This window comes from Mesorhizobium sp. WSM4814, from assembly GCF_055811595.1.
The window spans coordinates 134,059-151,721 of the sequence record NZ_JBVVQT010000011.1 but is presented as its reverse complement, the minus strand read 5'-3'; the positions used below and the strand labels follow the sequence as shown (position 1 = coordinate 151,721).

General features: G+C 58.4%; 11 protein-coding genes and 1 pseudogene. 4 read left to right on the top strand and 8 right to left on the bottom strand.

Annotated features, from left to right (window positions below):
* Positions 1-61: 61 nt before the first annotated feature.
* The 6 genes from AC0L2V_RS18425 to AC0L2V_RS18400 form a co-directional block, all read right to left on the bottom strand.
* Positions 62-1,507: an aspartate ammonia-lyase gene (locus AC0L2V_RS18425; protein ID WP_473520828.1), complete on the bottom strand. Its 1,446-nt coding sequence runs from the start codon at positions 1,505-1,507 to the stop codon at positions 62-64.
* A gap of 205 nt (positions 1,508-1,712) precedes the next feature.
* On the bottom strand, positions 1,713-4,187 hold the full coding sequence (locus AC0L2V_RS18420) for a GcvT family protein (RefSeq protein ID WP_473520827.1): 2,475 nt from the start codon (positions 4,185-4,187) through the stop codon (positions 1,713-1,715).
* A gap of 1,151 nt (positions 4,188-5,338) precedes the next feature.
* A complete protein-coding gene (locus AC0L2V_RS18415; RefSeq protein ID WP_473520826.1) occupies positions 5,339-6,520 on the bottom strand; it encodes a M24 family metallopeptidase in 1,182 nt (393 codons plus the stop codon).
* Between the two features lie 732 nt (positions 6,521-7,252).
* Entirely contained in the window at positions 7,253-8,152 is a 900-nt protein-coding gene (gene sucD, locus AC0L2V_RS18410; RefSeq protein WP_473520825.1) for a succinate--CoA ligase subunit alpha, read from the bottom strand.
* Positions 8,153-8,164: 12 nt separating this feature from the next.
* Entirely contained in the window at positions 8,165-9,349 is a 1,185-nt protein-coding gene (locus tag AC0L2V_RS18405; protein ID WP_473520824.1) for a malate--CoA ligase subunit beta, read from the bottom strand.
* Positions 9,350-9,366: 17 nt separating this feature from the next.
* Entirely contained in the window at positions 9,367-10,329 is a 963-nt protein-coding gene (locus AC0L2V_RS18400; RefSeq protein ID WP_473520823.1) for an HpcH/HpaI aldolase/citrate lyase family protein, read from the bottom strand.
* A 661-nt stretch (positions 10,330-10,990) separates the two neighbouring features.
* On the opposite strand from AC0L2V_RS18400, the gene AC0L2V_RS18395 reads away from it, so the two are divergent.
* From AC0L2V_RS18395 to AC0L2V_RS18380, 4 genes are all read left to right on the top strand, one after another.
* The gene (locus AC0L2V_RS18395) at positions 10,991-12,469 is read left to right on the top strand and encodes an NAD-dependent succinate-semialdehyde dehydrogenase (RefSeq protein ID WP_473520822.1); all 1,479 of its coding nucleotides are present in this window, start codon (positions 10,991-10,993) and stop codon (positions 12,467-12,469) included.
* A gap of 12 nt (positions 12,470-12,481) precedes the next feature.
* Positions 12,482-13,885: an aminotransferase gene (locus tag AC0L2V_RS18390; RefSeq protein ID WP_473520821.1), complete on the top strand. Its 1,404-nt coding sequence runs from the start codon at positions 12,482-12,484 to the stop codon at positions 13,883-13,885.
* 30 nt (positions 13,886-13,915) lie between these two features.
* Positions 13,916-15,097 (top strand): GlxA family transcriptional regulator, encoded by a 1,182-nt coding sequence (locus AC0L2V_RS18385; protein WP_473520820.1) that lies wholly within the window; start codon positions 13,916-13,918, stop codon positions 15,095-15,097.
* 139 nt (positions 15,098-15,236) lie between these two features.
* Positions 15,237-16,415 carry a M24 family metallopeptidase gene (locus tag AC0L2V_RS18380; RefSeq protein WP_473520819.1) on the top strand — a complete coding sequence of 393 codons (1,179 nt, stop codon included), beginning with the start codon at positions 15,237-15,239 and terminating at the stop codon, positions 16,413-16,415.
* A gap of 245 nt (positions 16,416-16,660) precedes the next feature.
* Here the strand turns inward: AC0L2V_RS18380 and AC0L2V_RS18375 are convergent, their stop codons facing one another.
* On the bottom strand, positions 16,661-16,819 hold the full coding sequence (locus tag AC0L2V_RS18375) for a hypothetical protein (RefSeq protein WP_473520858.1): 159 nt from the start codon (positions 16,817-16,819) through the stop codon (positions 16,661-16,663).
* A 175-nt stretch (positions 16,820-16,994) separates the two neighbouring features.
* Positions 16,995-17,369: pseudogene (locus tag AC0L2V_RS18370) on the bottom strand (helix-turn-helix domain-containing protein); the annotation flags it as partial.
* Positions 17,370-17,663: the final 294 nt, after the last annotated feature.

Genomic DNA, 17,663 nt, shown 5'->3' with positions numbered 1-17,663 from the left:
CGAACACGGCTCGCCGACAGATGGAGCGTCGGTGCCCGAGCATCAGCGCCGCTGCGCAGGATCAGTTAATCTTCTGGCCGCTGTTGTGAAGCCGATCGCGATCGCGTGGGGCGGTCAAAACGTGCGGATCGGCGGTGTGCGCGATTAGCTCCTCGGACAGGTCCGGCTGCTCGGCCAGGACTTCGCGGATCGTTTTACCGGAGGACAGGACAAGCTTTGCAAGCTCCGCCGCCCGATCATACCCGATCGCGGGCGTCAGAGCTGTTGCCACGGCGGTGCTGGCTTCGAGATGTCTGCGGCAAGTCTCTGCATTGGCGGTAATGCCCACGACGCACTTCGTGCGCAGAACATCGACGGCATTGGTCAGAAGCTCAAGCGAGTGCAGCATGTTGTAGGCGATCACCGGCTCCATGACGTTCAGCTGCAGCTGTCCCGCTTCGGAGGAGAGTGTGATCGTGAGATCGTAACCGATGATCTGGAAGGCGACCTGATTGACCACCTCCGGCACTACAGGATTGACCTTTCCGGGCATGATCGAGGAGCCGGGCTGAAGCGCTGGCAAATTGATTTCGTTGAAGCCGCCACGCGGGCCGCTGGAAAGCAGCCGCAGATCGTTGCAGATCTTCGAGAGTTTCGTGGCCGTCCGCTTCAGCATTCCCGAGAAGAGCACGAAGGCACCGGTATCCCAGCAGGCTTCGATCAGATTTCCGGCCGGGACGACGGGCAGGCCGGAGATCGCGCGCAACTCTGCGACAGCTGCCGCCTGATAGCCGGGGTTCGTATTGATGCCGGTGCCAATCGCGGTGCCGCCGAGGTTGATTTCATGGAAGAAAGTGCCAATTTCACCGAGGCGGGCCACATCTTCCCGCAGTGTCGTCGCGAAAGCCTGAAACTCCTGACCAAGCGTCATCGGGACTGCGTCTTGCAACTGCGTGCGACCAAGCTTGATCAAGTCCGAAAACGTCTCCGCCTTGGCCTCCAACTCACTCGCGAGTTGCTCCAAAGCTCGCTGCAATGCCCCGCGTGAAAGAAGGATCGCAAGACGGATCGCTGTCGGATAAACATCGTTTGTCGATTGTGCGAAGTTGACGTCGTTATTGGGGTGCAGTTGGTCGTATTGTCCGCGTGGCAGTCCCATGATCTCCAAGCCGCGGTTGGCGATCACTTCATTGATGTTCATGTTGGTCGAGGTGCCGGCGCCGCCCTGAAACACATCGAGCGGAAACTCGCCAAGATGTCTGCCCGCCGCGATTTCTGCACAGACTTGGCAGATGACATCGGCCTTTTGCTTGTCCAGATCGCCTAGCGCGGCGTTGGCGCGCGCCGCTGCCATTTTCACGTAGGCAAGCGCCTTGATGAAGTTCGGAAAATGGCTGATCCGGATACCCGAAATCGGAAAGTTAGCGATGCCCCGGGCCGTCTGTGGGCCATAATAGGCATCGACCGGGATGGCTACAGGGCCAAGCGGATCTTTCTCGATGCGCTCTATTTGTGGGGCCTTCGTCACACGATTACCTCAGTCATTGCGCTGGCGCAGTTGGCTCGGAGGCGCAAGGCAGTTGGAAGCCTCTAACTCGCAGCTCATCGAAGCCTCGTCGTGGGCAGCCTCTGCGGCCGAGCGGTACAAAAGTGGGCCTCCGTAGTTGCGGAGCGGATCCGTCCGGGGGAACAGAAGAGAACCAGCTTGCTCCGCCTCTATGGTGGCGCACGACCTATTGCTTAGCCCGATCGCCGTTTGGATCGAAAAACGCCCGGAGCGACGCGTCACATTCATAGAATTTGCCGGCGATCTCGATTTCCCATCGACTGTTTTCGATCAGGTCCTTCGTAACACCAGCGGGGTGGTTTACATATCCCATTCCGATTGACGTTCCGATCGTAAAACTCTTCACGCCAGACGAAATATATCCGACAATCCTCCCGTCGCAACGGATAAGCTCATCATGAAAGAGAACAGGTTTCGGATCGCGAAGCTTGAAAGATACCAGGCGTTTTTTAAGCGGCCCCGCAATTTTTTGGAACGTCAACGCCTCTTTTCCCATAAATCCGCCTTCTTTATTCCAGTCCACCGTAAATCCCAACCCCGCTTCAAGCAAAGTATCAACTGGCGTTAGATCGAGCTGGTATTCTCGGTAGGCGCGCTCGGACCGCAGATGTTCAAGCGCGTGGTACCCTGCAGCCTTGAGGCCAAACGCCTGGCCGGCCTCCCAAACAACATCAAACACGTGCTGTGCCATCTCAGTTGGAATATGAAGCTCCCAGCCAAGTTCTCCGACATAAGTCAGCCTGTTGGCTATCACACGAGCATATCCGATATCGATTTCCTGACTGGTAGCGAATGGGAACGCCGAATTCGCCAGGTCTGTGTCGGTTACCTGCGATAGGATCTCGCGCGATCGCGGGCCTTGCAATGACAGCACCGCGTACCCAGACGTGAGATCGGTGACCGTGACATTCCATTCGTCAGTAATGTGTTTTGTTATCCAGGACTTATCCCGAGGATGGACGGTCGCTGACGAGATGATTAGGAACTCTGTCTGCGACAATCGGTTTACAGTGATGTCTGTCTCTATCCCACCCTTTTCATTGAGCATGTGGGTATATACCAGCTTTCCCACCGGTACATCCACGTTGCCGGCGCAAAGCCACTGAAGGAAACGGCAGGCATCGCGACCCTGAACCAAGTGTTTGCCGAACGAGCTTTGGTCCAACAAGATGGCATTGTTGCGGGCAGCCTTGCACTCCTGACTGGTATATTTGAACCAGTTCGGCTCGTCGTAGGAGTAGACGTTTTTAGTCGATTCCCCCTCCCCCGCGAACCACATGGGACGCTCCCATCCCATTCCTTCGCCAAAGCTAGCCCCCAGCCTAGCCCAACGGTCGTGAAGAGCGCTTTTGCGAACACCTCGGGATGTCTCAGGCTGGTAAGCCGGCCAGTGCATCTTATAGTGAAGACCTAACACTTCGGCTGTGCGATCGTGCAAATACCGTTTATTGATCTGGAAGGGATGAAATCGGGCGACATCGACAAAGCTGATGTCCATTTGAGGCTCGCCGGCGATGATCCACTCCGCCAGAGCTCGTCCGGCTCCTGCGCCGTATTCGATGCCCTCTGAATTATAACCGGTGGAAACGAAGAGATTCTTCAATCCAGGAACTTCACCAATCATAAACAGAAGGTCGGGAGTGAAACTTTCAGGACCATTGAAAAACTTGGCAATGCCGCAGTTCGCAAGATCAGGAACAACCTCTATCGCTTTGGTCATCGGTAGCTCAAAGTGATCCCAGTCTTCAGGAAGCTCGATGTACGCGGTCTCCTTCGGAAGTTTCCTCATCGGCAAAGGTTTTCCCCAAGGCTCGAATGCACCAACCAGGAGCTTTCCTGTATCTTCTTTCAGATACACATGCCCGTCGGTGTCGCGTAGCACTGGCAAGGTGGGCGTCACAAAATCCATCGCTTCGGTCACTACATAAAAGTGCTCTGCCGCGTATATCGGAATTCGCGCACCTAACTTCGACGCAAGTTCTCGGGTCCAAAGCCCGCACGCAAGTACGAGAGTTTCAGCTTCAACAACTCCCTCATTAGTCCGAACTTGGTAGTGCCCGTCTGCTGTGCGCCAGAGGTCTGTGACTTCTGCGTCTTCGACAATTTTTACGCCGTTCTTTTTGGCGCCAAGAGCTAACGCCATGCATGTGTCGACAGGATTGGTTTGGCCGTCACCAGGGATAAAGACTGCGCCTTCGATGATTGACGCGTTGAGCGCCGGATAGAGCTTTTTCGCCTCGCTCGGCGAGATCATATTTGCCTCAAGGCCAAAACTTTTGGCAATCGAGGCGTTGCGTGCAGTTTCGTGTAGGCGTTCCTTGGTTCTGGCGACCCCAAGCGTGCCATTTCGCTTGAATCCGGTTGCTTGGCCAGTCTCGGCCTCCAGCGCGGAGTAAAGTTCAGCATTGTATTTTGCGATCTCCGTCAGTGCGTGTGTCCCACGCGTCTGCATGATCAAACCCGCAGCGTGCCAAGTTGTACCGGACGTAAGACTGTTGCGCTCCAAGAGTGCGACGTCCTTCTTACCGTTCCTTGCAAGGTGAAAGGCAACACTTGCTCCCGCGATCCCTCCACCAACTATGAGGATCTCGTGGTGGCGAGTCGGTGTTTCGCGAGGACGGAAAGGCGGATTCGTAATCATATGTATCCTTGTTCGGTTTCACACGGAACTGGCAGCGGCAAGGTGTTTCGACGAGTTCGGCCATCTTGAGCTTATGCAGGCCGCTTCCGCGCATTTCCGGCCTTATCTTCATGAGTCAGTCACTTTCCAGCAGACTAAGGGGCGAGGCTCGCGCTGATCGCGCTAAATGTGCCGCAACAGCGATGTCGTTCTGCGTATTCTTCAGTTCGACGCTGAATTATTGCGCGAGTGAAAGGGCAACGCTGACCCAATCAGAGTTGGTCACATTGCGAACACTTGCACAGCATTCCGAGCGCCTGGATGGTAAATTGCCCCGTCTATCAGATAGCGGCCCTTGGCCCGGACAGCTGGGATAGGGACAGGTCACGTGCCTACTCGGGCCAAGTGATAGCCGCGTCCTTCGCGACAGCCCTCGACAGCGCTTTAGCGAGCGAGCGGCTTTGCGGCTGGACCATGTAGGTCGCCGATACAAAATGCTTGAGGAACCACAGGTGAACCTGGGCACGCTCGGAGAGAAGACCCCAACGCCGACATCCTGCGCGACATGGTCGCCTTGCCGCCGAGCGGCCGAGGAAGCAGGAGGTGGATGCCGCCCTGCCCCCGGGCGAGAAAAGTCCGTTGCGCACTGCGCGGCGCAACGGCTGTCCCGAGCGCGAGTGTGAGACCCGCGTCGGCACCATCGAGCTGCGCCTCCCAAGCTGCGGAGGGCTCCTGTGAGCAGCTGACGGCCGTCGTGCAGGAGGTGGCGGGAACAACCAATAGGGCCGCTGCTGACCAGGTCCGGTGAAGGTCCCAGCTCGTCGCCATCACGGCAGCGCCATGCGAAGCTGCATCCACACATGGCGATGAAGGAGCTTGCTAGGCCAGATGAGCCACGATCCGCTCATTGGCCTGAAGGCAGCGGCGCTGATGAACCGGCCAGAGAGTGCGCGGCGACCAAGTCCTCAGCTACACCCTTCAGTGGGCGCGATCTCGCGTCGATTGGGGAAGATCTGTGGCATAGAATGGGTTATGAGTGGCTGGAATACTGATAGTTGCCCGACGGGTAAACTCAGCGTTCTTCCGGGTAAGATGAAAAGTTAACGGATTGGGAAGCGAAGCACTTCGGCCACCTTCCCAATCCGCTGAGTGGAGAATCCTAAAAGCTTCAGTTAGTCTACGACAATCAACTCTCGTGCGACGTCGGCTAGCCGCTCGCCACCCTTTTCGGTAACAACAAACGACTCTGAGATTGCGGCTCCGAAGGCAGGAGGCCTCACCCCTGATTGGAAATGGAAGCACATTCCCGCCTGTAGCACCGTCTTTTCGCCGGCGCGAATGCTCACAGTACGCTCGCCCCAGTCTGGCGGAAAATTCATGCCGATTGAGTAGCCGGAACGACCTTTTTTGACATAGCCGTGGCGGTTCAGAACGCTTAGCCAAACGGTGTTCAATTCGTCGACGATTACACCCGGCTTTGCCATTTCGAGAACAGCGTCGCCACCTTCGATAATGGCATTGGCGAGGTGCTGGGCCTCCTTAGGTGGCTTTCCCATGTAGACCGTACGCGTCAGAGGCGCGTGATAATGGCGCCTGGCCGCTCCAATCTCAAGGAGAACGAGCCCCGACTTGGGCAGGGGCTTGTCCGACCATGTGAGGTGTGGAGCGTTCGTCTTCTCGTCAACCTGTATCAATGGACAGAGGCTTGTATAATCACCGTATTTCCCATCAACGCCTCTTGTCTGATCGGCATAAATCTGAGCGACGATTTCGTATTCAGGAACTCCTGGCTTCAGATTATTGATCGCCTGGCGCATGGTGTGGCTGACAATCCGGCCCGCTTCCCTCATGTAGACTAGTTCGGCGTCGGATTTGACGAGTCGGGCCCAATTAACGAGGCCGCGGCTGTCAGAGAACTTGGCGTTTGGAAGACCCGCCACGAGGTGCTGGTGCGCCCGAGCGGTGTAGAAGTGCGCATCGAGCTCAACCCCAATGCGATCGGATCCCCATCCGCGTGATTTTATGATGTCGCTTACTTCGTCGTAGGGATGCAGTTCCACGTGATGGAGCCGGTCATCGGAGAAGTTGATGATATCCTCAGCAGCCAGGTTCGTCGTCGCACGAGCGCCGTTTACGTCAACCAGCCGTCCGATCCACACCGGCGAGTCAGACTTCAGATGCAATAGAACCACTTGAGGCGTATAGAAGGACCAGGCGTCGTAACCCGTCAGCCAACACATATTCGCGGGATCTTGGCAGATTAGCAGGTCGAATCCTGCTTCCTCCATCCGTCTCTTCACGTCTTGGACACGGCGTCGATACTCCGCCGGCTGAAAGGGTTTCTCAAAGTCCATTTGTAGTCGTCCTCTGCACCTAGGTTGGCTGACCGGACCAAGCATTCCTGCCCAATCCGTGCTGGTTCCAACCTAGCATGCTTCAGATGCTTGCTTCGCGCGGACCTCTTCGTCCAATCGCAGAAAACCTGCGTTATTTGGCCTGCATGCGCAGCTTCACCTCCCCCTATGAAAGGGCTCGGCGCAGGTCCGGGGTTGAGTGCAGCCTTTTGTTGGAGCCAAATAGCCGTGGACATGTGATCCGCCGTTTGATCTCCACGGAAGAGCGACGCCGAGGGCGGGGCTCTTCTAGAGAACGCTGCAGGACGGGCAGGCTGGCGTCTTCAGACCAGATGGACCACTTGGGACGGCCCATGCCGTGCAAATATGGTGCCCAAAGGGCGTCGTGAAACCGTCTAGGCAGAGCGGCGTTGCGCATGGCCCCCTGTAGTGGCATTGGCTGCGGAGACAATCCTCGATTTGAGCAGCCCAAGACCGATCTACTGCCCCACCTCCACGCCGGAGCCCGCTTGGCATGACAGGTAGCGGTGACGTGCTGACCCACGACTACGTGGTTTCATTTATTCAACTGTTCAATCCGCTAAAGACCGCTACTTGGCTTTCGCAACACGCGGGGCCACGACATCAATTTGACCGAAGCGTCGCCGAAAGTCGCGCTATCTGCAGGCTTCGTCGTCTTGGATGCGACGAAGCGGCTCCTTTTACCCGATCCTCAAATTGAGGCATGTTGCGCTATGCTGCCTTCGTCCGATCCGCCATCACGCCGGCCACGACCTCGCCGAAGGAAGCCGGCGTCGGCACGATGATCACCCCGGCCTCTTTCAAGATCTCGACCTTCTCTTGAGCAGACTCGCCGAAGGCCGAGATGATTGCGCCGGCATGGCCCATACGGCGGCCTTTCGGTGCGGACAGCCCGGCGATGTAGGCGATCAGGGGCTTGCGCATATTATCGCGCGCCCAGAGCGCGGCTCCCGCTTCCTGGGGGCCGCCGATTTCGCCGATCATGACCACGGCGTCAGTCTCGTCGTCCTGCTCGAACAGTTCCAGGATGTCCTTGAAGGACGAGCCGTTGATCGGGTCTCCGCCGATGCCGACGCTGGTGGACACGCCGATACCCAGCGCCTTCATCTGTGATGCCGCCTCGTAGCCCAGCGTGCCGGAGCGGCCGACGATGCCGATGCGGCCGGGCAGATAGATGCTGCCGGGCATGATGCCCATCAGCGCCTGGCCGGGCGTGATGATGCCGGCGCAGTTCGGCCCGATCAGCCGCATGCGGTCCTCGAAGCGGTAGCGGCGCATGTATCGCTTCACCCGCATCATGTCCTGCGAGGGAATACCGTCGGTGATGCAGACGCAGAACTTGATGCCGGCGTCCGCCGCCTCCATGATCGAATCGGCTGCGAAGGGTGGCGGCACGAAGACGATGCTCGCATCGGCTCCGGTTTCGCGCACCGCCCCTTTGACGGTATTAAACACCGGCAGGCCGAGATGTGTCTGGCCGCCCTTGCCGGGTGTGACGCCGCCGACCACATTGGTGCCGTAACGCTTCATGTCTTCGGCGTGAAAAGTGCCGATCTTGCCGGTAAATCCCTGCACGATTGCGCGGGTATCCCGGTTGAGCAGAATTGCCATTCTTTCGTCCTCTCAGCCTGCTTTTTTCATTGTGGCGGACCGCCAGGCGGCAACGGCCTTGTCGGCGGCTTCGGCCAGTGTTTCGGCCACGATCACCGCCTCGCCGGAATCGGCCAGGATGCGGCGTCCTTCCTCGACCTTGGTGCCGGCCAACCGCACCACCAACGGGACGTTGACGCCGACTTCGCGGATTGCCTTGACGACGCCCTCGGCCACCCAGTCGCAGCGGTTGATGCCGGCGAAGATGTTGACCAGGATGGCCTCGACATTCTTGTCGCCAAGCACGGCGCGGAACGATTTCGCGACACGTTCGGGCGAAGCGCCGCCGCCGATGTCGAGGAAGTTTGCCGGCTCGCCGCCGGCGATCTTGATCATGTCCATCGTCGCCATGGCGAGGCCGGCGCCGTTGATGATGCAGCCGATATTGCCATCCAGACCGACATAGGACAGGCCACGGTCGCTGGCGAAGGTTTCACGCGGATCCTCCTGCGACTTGTCGCGCAATTCGGATATTTGGGGACGACGAAACAGCGCATTCTCATCGAACGACATCTTGGCATCCAGTGCCATCAGATTGCCGTCACGCGTGACGGCCAGCGGATTGATCTCCAGCATCGAGGCGTCGTAGTCGCGAAACACGCGGTAGCAACCAAGCAGGGTTTCGGTCGCCTTGCCGATCAGGTTGTTTTCGAGACCAAGCGCGAAGGCGATCTCGCGCGCCTGATAGTGCTGCATCCCCGCGCCAGGATCGACCGTCGCGCGAATGATTGAATCTGGCTGCTTTTCGGCGATCTCTTCAATCTCCATGCCGCCGGCCGCAGACGCCACGATCATCACCCGCTCGGCTTTCCGGTCGAGAACAAAGGCGAGATAGATTTCCTGGCCAATGTCGACGGTCTCTTCGACATAGAGCCGCGACACCAGCTTGCCGCGCGGCCCCGTCTGATGCGTCACCAGCTTCCTGCCCAGCATCGCCTCGGCGGCATCTGACAGTTCCTGGTCGGACGAGCAGATGCGGATGCCGCCGGCCTTCCCCCGCGCACCGGAATGGATCTGCGCCTTGACTACCCATTTGCCCCCGCCGATCTCGCTGGCGCGGTATGTCGCCTGCTCCGGACTGTAGGCCAGCCCGCCGCGCGGCACATGCACGCCGTGACGGGCGAGCAGTTCCTTGGCCTGGTATTCGTGGATGTCCATCATGTCCTCCGGTATGTCTACTGCGCCGCCATATGCGCCTGGCCGGCGCGCTCGATCGCCTCGTTAACCGCCAGCACGTTGCGCGCCATGCGTTCGGAAGCCGCGTCGATCATCTTGCCGTCGAGCGCCGCAGCGCCTTTTCCCAGAGCCTCGGCTTCCTTGAGCACTTCAAGGATGCGCCTGGCACGCGTGACCTCCTTTTCCGGCGGCGAGAACACGTCGTTGGCCAAAGCGATCTGCGAGGGATGGATCGCCCATTTGCCTTCGATGCCAAGCGCTGCCGCGCGCCTTGCGGCCCCCTTGTAGCCTTCGGGGTCGGAGAAATCCCCGAACGGTCCGTCGATGGCGCGCAGACCATAGGCGCGGCAGGCGACCGTCATGCGCGACAAAGCGAAATGCCACTGGTCACCGGGATAATCGGGGTTGAGGCCACCGATGTTGACAGTGCGAGCCTTGTTGCTGGCCGCATAGTCGGCGACGCCGAAATGCATAGCTTCGAGCCGGCCCGCCGTGGCGGCGATCGCCTCGACATTGGCCATGCCGAGCGCCGTCTCGATGAGCGCTTCGAGACCGACGTGTGCCTTAAACCCCTTGGCCATCTCAATCTGGTTGACCAACGCCTCGACCATATAGAGGTCGTCCGGTACGCCAACCTTCGGCACCAGGATGGTGTCAAGCCGGTCGCCCGCCTGCTCCATCACGTCGACCACGTCGCGGTACATGTAATGGGTGTCGAGGCCGTTGATGCGCACCGAGACCGCCTTGCCCCTGGCGCGCCAGTCGATGTCGTTCAACGCCTGGATGATGTTCTTGCGGGCGCGCTCCTTGTCGGGCGGCGCGACCGCGTCCTCGATGTCGAGGAAGACAAAGTCGGCGGCGCTGTTCGCCGCCTTGTCGATCATCTCCGGGCTGGAGCCGGGAACGGCCAACTCGCTGCGCTGCAGCCGTAGTTTCTTCAGGTGGTTGATCGTGTGGCTCATCGTGGGCTCCCCAGCATCGGGCTGTTGCTTTTCCAAGTCCTTTTGTGTTCGTCACAAGCTAGCACGCCTTGGACGCTGCGGTTGTGCTGCCCAGTTCGTGATGCCGCACAAGATCTGCATTCTTGCCGCCCCTCGCGCAGCAAATCCTCTTCCCTAGTTCTTTCGTCGCCTGGGAAGCGGTTGCCACCAATTGGGAGCGCAGTAGAAAATATCTTCGGCAAGAAGATTTTTGATTTAGTGTGATTTTGAGATTTGCCCGAATCTGTTTTCGTAAACCGCAGTGACGAGCCAAGCACAAGATCTCCCCCCAAGTCACCGATCTTGCAATCACACTTCCCCACCTTTCGGAGCCCACTACAATCGTGAGGTAGTACTGCGAAGCCGAAGTGACAGCTCGCACGAGGCCCGCTTGGCGTGGCCGACTGCAACTTACCGTTCGCCGCCTCTCGAAGGCTGAGTGTGATCGTGGGTGGCCGCAGGTGACAATGTCATCTTTCCTTGCTGAACTTGCCCATAAGCCGACAGAGATCAAACGGCGAAAAAACTCAGTCGCATGCGTTTATTCGCAGGAGAACGTCCTGGTGGCCCTCGATCGCGCTGCCAATCGCCGCAGTTACGCGGCTATTTTGCCGGAAACGAACTGTCGATCGTGAGGTTAGTGATGAAAGGTACAGCAACTGCCGCGTTAAAGGAGCTCAAAAGGCAGGACCTCCTCCAAAAGTGCGCCTATGTGAATGGAGCTTGGCTCTCCAAGGCTGAGACGATCTTGGTGGTTGACCCGGCTACTGGCCAGGACTTGGCTCAGGTGGCTGCCTGTGAGGTGTCTGATGTAGATGACGCGGTCAGCTTCGCGCGGACTGCGTTTCAACAATGGCGCAATGTTCTTCCTTCGGAACGGGGCGCATGTCTGCGGAAATGGGCCGCAGGTATGCGCGAGAATGCGGAAGACCTTGCCGTGATCATGACCGCCGAACAAGGCAAACCATTGACCGAGGCGCACGGCGAGATTTCATATGCCGCCAGCTTTCTTGACTGGTTTGCAGCGGAGGGCGAGCGGGCATATGGCGAGACCATCCCGAGCCATCTTGAGGGCGGCCGGCTGTCTGTCCAGATGCAGCCGGTTGGAGTGACGGTCGCTATCACGCCTTGGAACTTTCCGTCGGCGATGATCACCAGAAAAGCAGGAGCCGCGCTAGCTGCCGGCTGCACGATGATTGTCAAGCCAGCCCCGGAAACGCCCTTGTCAGCTCTGGCGCTTGCCCGCCTTGCCGAGGAGGCAGGCATCCCCGCTGGCGTGTTTCAGGTGATCACGGGAGAGGCTGCCCCACTGGCAAAACGGCTATTGGATCATAGCGATGTGCGCGCATTCTCCTTCACGGGCTCGACCGAGGTTGGTCGGATCCTGCTCAAGCAGTCGGCAAAAACTGTGAAGAAGGCTTCACTTGAACTCGGCGGCAATGCTCCTTTTATCATTTTCGATGATGCCCCCTTGGAGACAGCCGTGGCTGGATGCATAGCAGCCAAATTTGCCACATCCGGTCAGGACTGCCTGGCAGCCAATAGGATCTATGTTCAGCGAGGAAACTATGAGTGCTTCGTGGAAGAATTCGCGAAAGCCACCGGTAAACTGAAGGTAGGGCACGGATTCGAACCCGGTGTCGATATTGGCCCGATGACCAGACCATCCGTCGCCGAAAAGTGCAGACGGCAGGTGTCCCAAGCTCTTTGTTCCGGAGCTCGCATCGTTGTTGGCGGACAGGATAGTCTTCTCCGGGGCAATTTCGTTACCCCGACTGTTCTCGCCGATGTCACGGACGACATGCTGGTCGCGAAGGAAGAGACCTTTGGGCCGGTGGCGGCAGTCCTTCCGTTCGATGAGGAGGCGGAAGTGCTTGCGCGAGCCAACAACTCTGAAATGGGCCTTGCGGCTTACGTTTACACAAAAGATCTGAGCCGCGCCATGCGCCTAACTGATCAGTTGGAGTACGGCATGGTCGCCGTCAATACCCCGAAATTCACCGGCGCTCCCATACCTTTTGGTGGATGGAAACAATCCGGGCTCGGCCGCGAGGGCTCAAGGCATGGTCTCGCCGAATATCTCGAACCCAAATACGTGTGCATCGGTAATACTGCAAGCTAAAGGGACAGACGCATGAGCATCAACATCAAGAATATCAGCGAAAAGGATAGAAATGCTGTCCTGCATCCTTTCACACAGCTCAAGGATTTTGCCACCGGCAAGCTCGGTGAGCCGACCATCATTGAGACAGGCAAAGGCCTCCGCATTCAAGATGCACATGGCAACCAGCTGATCGACGGTTTCGCCGGCCTTTATTGCGTCAATGTCGGATACGGCCGCACCGAAGTCGCCGAAGCGATTTCCCGCCAGGCTTTCCGTCTGGCCTACTATCATTCCTACGCTGCCCACACGACCGACGAGCTCGCAATCCTTTCCGATCGCCTCGTGAAGATGGTGCCGGGTAAAATGAGCAAGGTGTTCTACGGCATGTCCGGGTCGGACGCAAACGAGACCCAGGCCAAGCTCGTCTGGTATTATAATAATCTCCGCGGCAAGCCGACCAAGAAGAAGATCATCTCGCGTGAACGCGGCTATCACGGCTGCAGCGTAGTGTCGGGCTCGATGACGGGCATGAGCTTCTATCATGACCACATGGACCTGCCACTCCCGCAGATCGTTCACACCGGTGTTCCGCATCACTACTGGGGTGCAAACGCGGGCGAGTCTGAAGGCGAATTTTCAGCACGACGCGCCAAGGAATTGGATGAGCTAATCGAACGGCTCGGCCCGGACAATGTCGGCGCCTTCATTGGCGAGCCCGTCCTCGGCACCGGCGGCATCACGCCGCCGCCGGTAGGTTATTGGGAAGCGATACAGACGGTCCTCAAAAAGCATGATGTGCTGCTCATTGCCGATGAGGTCATCACAGGGTTCGGCCGCACCGGGTCCATGTTCGGCTCGCAGCTCTATGGGATCGAGCCAGACCTCATCACGGTCGCTAAAGGTTTGACGTCGGCCTACTTCCCGCTGTCAGCGGCAATCGTCGGTGAGAAGGTGTATAAAGTCCTGGAGGATGGGGCCGACAAGGTCGGCGCATTCTCGCACGGCTACACCTACTCTGGTCATCCCATCGGAGCCGCCGCGGCTAATGCAGTTCTCGACATTGTCGAGAGGGAAGATCTCCCCGGCAATGCTCGGGAGGTTGGTGCATTCTTCCAGGCACTATTGCACGAGAAGTTCGCGCAGTTGCCGATCGTCGGTGAAGTGCGCGGCGTCGGTCTAATGGCTGCAATCGAATTCGTTGCCGATCGTGGCAAGAAGGAACGTTTCGATCCGTCGCTGAAGGTCGGTGCACGCATCTCGAAGGCAGCACGCGACCGCGGCCTGATCGTCCGCGCGATGCCGCATGGTGACATTCTGGGCTTCGCTCCACCTTTGGTAGCAACAAAGGCTGAAGTGGAGGAAATCGTTGGTATCGCAGAGACTGCAGTGCGCGTCGTTATTGATGAACTCACGAGAGAAGGTCTTAGCATCTGAGGCTGGCGACGCGAGCCTGCAATACCCTGAATGTCTGCCCGAGCCAGGCACAGCCTGCTTAGTAGTCACCGGTGGCGACGGTCGCCCAGTTTTGGTTGGCCGCAACGAGAAATCAGGCTAGCGAGAAGGAACTCCCGGATGCTAGACTCACAGTCGACCTGCCGAAATTTTTGCTTTTACCTTCTACCGGCCTTTTCGCTCCAGGCGTTCTCGTCGGCAGTAGAAGCGCTGAGGCTCGCCAACGAAGTGTTGGGGCGGGATGTGTATAGCTGGCAGGTCGTTTCGGACGACGGGGAGCCTGTGGTCTCAAGTTGCAGGTTGTTGGTATGCGCTGAATCGTCGTTGTCGTTCGAACGTGAAAGAACTCGTCGATCAATCTCAGCACCGACCGTCGTCGTCGTCGGCGGCCGTAATGCTCCTAACTCGCACAAACAGCTTGAAGCCTGGTTACGAGAGTGCAGAAACCACCGCAGTTGCCTCGTAGGCATAAGTAGCGGCACGATTGTGCTTGCTCGTGCCGGTGTTGCAGAAGGGCGGCGTTGCGCAGTTCACTGGGAACAGTTTCCTATATTCTCCGAGCGCTTTCTGGGTGTGTCAGCCACTCAAACCGCCTTTGAGCGGGATGGAGACCTGTACACCTGCGCCGGGGGAGACGCCCCCTTCGACATGTTTCTTGATTTGGTTGACCGTCACCATGGGACGATAGTCGTCAATCGTATTTGTGAAAAAGCTATCGCGTTTAGGACGCGTTCAGCGGGTGACCGCCAACGTTTGCCACTCCATTCACGAGTGCAACTAAACCATCGGGCGGTCATCAAGATAATCGAGCAGATGGAGGCAAACCTCACGGAGCCATTGCTACTAGACGAACTTGTGGCCTCAGCCGGCCTTTCCCGACGTCAAATCGAGCGGCTGTTTAGGCGGGAACTGGGATGTTCTCCAAGCCGCTACTATTTGGATCTTCGTCTCGAACGGGCGCATCTGCTGCTCGTCAGTTCCCGCCTGCCGGTCGTTGAGATAGCGATGGCTTGCGGCTTTATCTCGGCATCGCACTTCTCAAAAGCGTACCGCGATGCCTACGGGTGCCCGCCGCATCAATCACGACTACCAGTTCACCAACGAAAAAAGACACGGTCGAGCGTGCCGGAAGATAATAGAATCAGGAAAATCGATCGGAGGCTAAGTTACGAAAGAGTGCCTAACTGCCACTAGCAGAGCGTTGTTCTCTGAGGATCGGTTATGGCGCTGTTGTTGGTGATGGGCTCACGTCGATGAGCTCTTGTCGATTGTCAGGTTCGAAACCGGGCTCGCTCTGGGTCGACCCGGCGCGATAAAAGAGGATTTTCTCAACATGATACCATTACCATTCCACCCCGACGAATACCGGAGCAGGCTTTCCGCTATTCGCGCCGAAATGGCGCGCCGCAACCTCGATCTTCTGATCGTCAACGACGTCGCCAATCAGCACTACATCACCGGCTATGACGGCTGGTCGTTTTACACGCCGCAAATGGTCCTGGTCCCGCTCGCCGACGAGGAGCCGGTCTGGATCGGTCGCGCCATGGATGCCGCCGGCGGGCTGCTGACGGCTTGGATGAAGCCCGAGAACGTCGTCGGCTTTCCCGAGGATCATGTCCAGCGCACCGACCGTCATCCGATGGACTGGATTGCCGCCTGGATCGACAGGAAGGGGTGGGGGCGCGGCAATATCGGCATCGAGCTCGAAGCCTACTACTATTCCGCCAAGGCGCATGCGCGGCTGACCGCTGGGCTGCCCAACGCAATGTTCCACGATGCTGACCTTCTGGTGAACTGGACCCGCAGCGTCAAATCGGAAGCCGAGATCGGCTACCTACGCAAGGCCTCGCGTCTTGCTGAGGCGGCGGTCACCGCCGCCTATGAGGTGATAGCGCCAGGTGTGCGCGAGTGCGAAGCCATCGCCAAAATCCAGGCCGCTCAGGTAGCTGGCTCGCCGGACTTCGCCGGCGACATCACCGCCCTGCCGCCGACCATACTGGGCGGCGAAAATGCATCGGCGCCGCATATCATGTGGAGCGATCGTCGCTTTGGCCACAACGAAACCGTCGCGCTCGAGCTGGCCGGCGTCGTTCGCCGCTATGCCGCCGGTCTGGCGCGGACGCTTCAGCTGGGCGCCATGCCAGCCAAGGTCGGCGACACCGGCAAGGCGGTTCTCGAAGGCATGGAGGCCGTACTTGCGACGATCAGGCCTGGCGTCTTGGCGGAAGACGTCGAGGCGAGCTGGCGCAAGGTCATCCAGCGCTACGGCCTAAAGAAGGAATCCCGCATTGGCTATTCGATCGGCGCGGCCTATCCGCCAGACTGGGGCGAGCACACGATCAGCCTGCGCCAGGGCGATAAGACGATCCTGAAGCCGGGCAATGTCCTTCATTCGATCCTCGGCATGTGGATGGACGGCTGGGGGATCGAAGTGAGCGAAACCATCCTCGTCACCGCTGACGGCTGCGAGACTCTGACCAGCTTCCCGCGTGAGATCCATGTCAAACATTGATCGGCAATGAACTGATGGATCCCGCGCTGGAACGCCGATGACGAACGCCGCCAACTCCATCGCAATTCGGCACAGTCGAACAAAGAGAGCGATGCGCCAGCCCAGCGAAATCAGTGTTCGAAGAAGCCGGTTCAGCGGCATGAGGCCCGTCACCGGCTTCGGTAGTAGCGTCTAAGCCGTGGCGGCTGCCCGTACCGGGCCTCTGGCGTACATTCAGCTTCTTCCAGCGCCCGTGCGCATCTAGTCTAAGCCTGCGCCCACGCGACGACCGGCGTAGCGGCGGGTTCGATCAGCTTGGGAAGTGCGACGCCCAGGTTCTGGCAACCGACGCCAGATGTTTGATCCAGATTTGGATGAAGCTTGTCCTTGGAATCTAGCGATGCGGTATGGGCCGGGTTCTTCATGGGAGCGCCACGACGACAGAGGCGGTCCGTCCAGCGATACAGCATAATCAAGAGAGCCTGAGAGCGCTATCAAGCTCACCCATCATGAGAAGCCCATCATGAGAAGAATGACTCTGCGGGTCCCAATCGGCATGCCCCCTCAAGTATGCGGCGTGTGCTCGGGCTCGGCTTTGGCGTCGCCCCGCGAAGTTGGCGCGGGGCTTGTCCATCTTTGGAAACTTAGCCCCTCACGGCGCAGGAATTGCCAAACGGTGTCATGTGAGACCTTCACACCATGTGCCTCAAGCTCGGCTTTCAACCGATGCAGTGTCAAATGCGGTGCCTTGTCAATTCGCTCCTGAATGAAAGCCCGGTGAGGTTCAAGAACGCGCTTTCGGTGGCCACCCATCTTGCGAGGTTCGATAGAACCGCTCATTCGATAGCGCTGCGACCATTTAACGGCGGAAGAAACTGCAATCCCAAAACGAGCCGCGACCGACCGGCAGCTCTCGCCAGCTTCAATCGCAAATACGATGCGCTCGCGCAGGCTCTTGGAAAGGGGTGCTGTCATTCAAGCTGCCGTCTTAGTTAGTCTTGATAATGCGAAGCTAGGCAAGAACTGAATATCAGTAGGTTCACTGCTCGGAGGTTCCAAGTCAAATCTAGTTTGCCGAACGGATTCATCTTACGACAAGATGGTCTCACAATCGGATGCACTTAGACGCCAGAGTAAGGCGTATCCGCCGTAGCCAGCTCTGAGGCGGAGGTCTGTTGGCTTTCATAAGACCGACTATTGCCCCAGCAAGAGGACAGCAGCGGTCCTTTCGCGACGGAGGTCGCGCAAAGCGCTAGTCCCAGACGACGG

Coding starts and splice junctions, on each gene's coding strand:
- AC0L2V_RS18420 (WP_473520827.1), bottom strand. CDS start 4,187: ATGATTACGAATCCGCCTTTCCGTCCTCGCGAAACACCGACTCGCCAC.
- AC0L2V_RS18415 (WP_473520826.1), bottom strand. CDS start 6,520: ATGGACTTTGAGAAACCCTTTCAGCCGGCGGAGTATCGACGCCGTGTC.
- sucD (WP_473520825.1), bottom strand. CDS start 8,152: ATGGCAATTCTGCTCAACCGGGATACCCGCGCAATCGTGCAGGGATTT.
- AC0L2V_RS18405 (WP_473520824.1), bottom strand. CDS start 9,349: ATGGACATCCACGAATACCAGGCCAAGGAACTGCTCGCCCGTCACGGC.
- AC0L2V_RS18400 (WP_473520823.1), bottom strand. CDS start 10,329: ATGAGCCACACGATCAACCACCTGAAGAAACTACGGCTGCAGCGCAGC.
- AC0L2V_RS18395 (WP_473520822.1), top strand. CDS start 10,991: ATGAAAGGTACAGCAACTGCCGCGTTAAAGGAGCTCAAAAGGCAGGAC.
- AC0L2V_RS18390 (WP_473520821.1), top strand. CDS start 12,482: ATGAGCATCAACATCAAGAATATCAGCGAAAAGGATAGAAATGCTGTC.
- AC0L2V_RS18385 (WP_473520820.1), top strand. CDS start 13,916: ATGTCTGCCCGAGCCAGGCACAGCCTGCTTAGTAGTCACCGGTGGCGA.
- AC0L2V_RS18380 (WP_473520819.1), top strand. CDS start 15,237: ATGATACCATTACCATTCCACCCCGACGAATACCGGAGCAGGCTTTCC.
- AC0L2V_RS18375 (WP_473520858.1), bottom strand. CDS start 16,819: ATGAAGAACCCGGCCCATACCGCATCGCTAGATTCCAAGGACAAGCTT.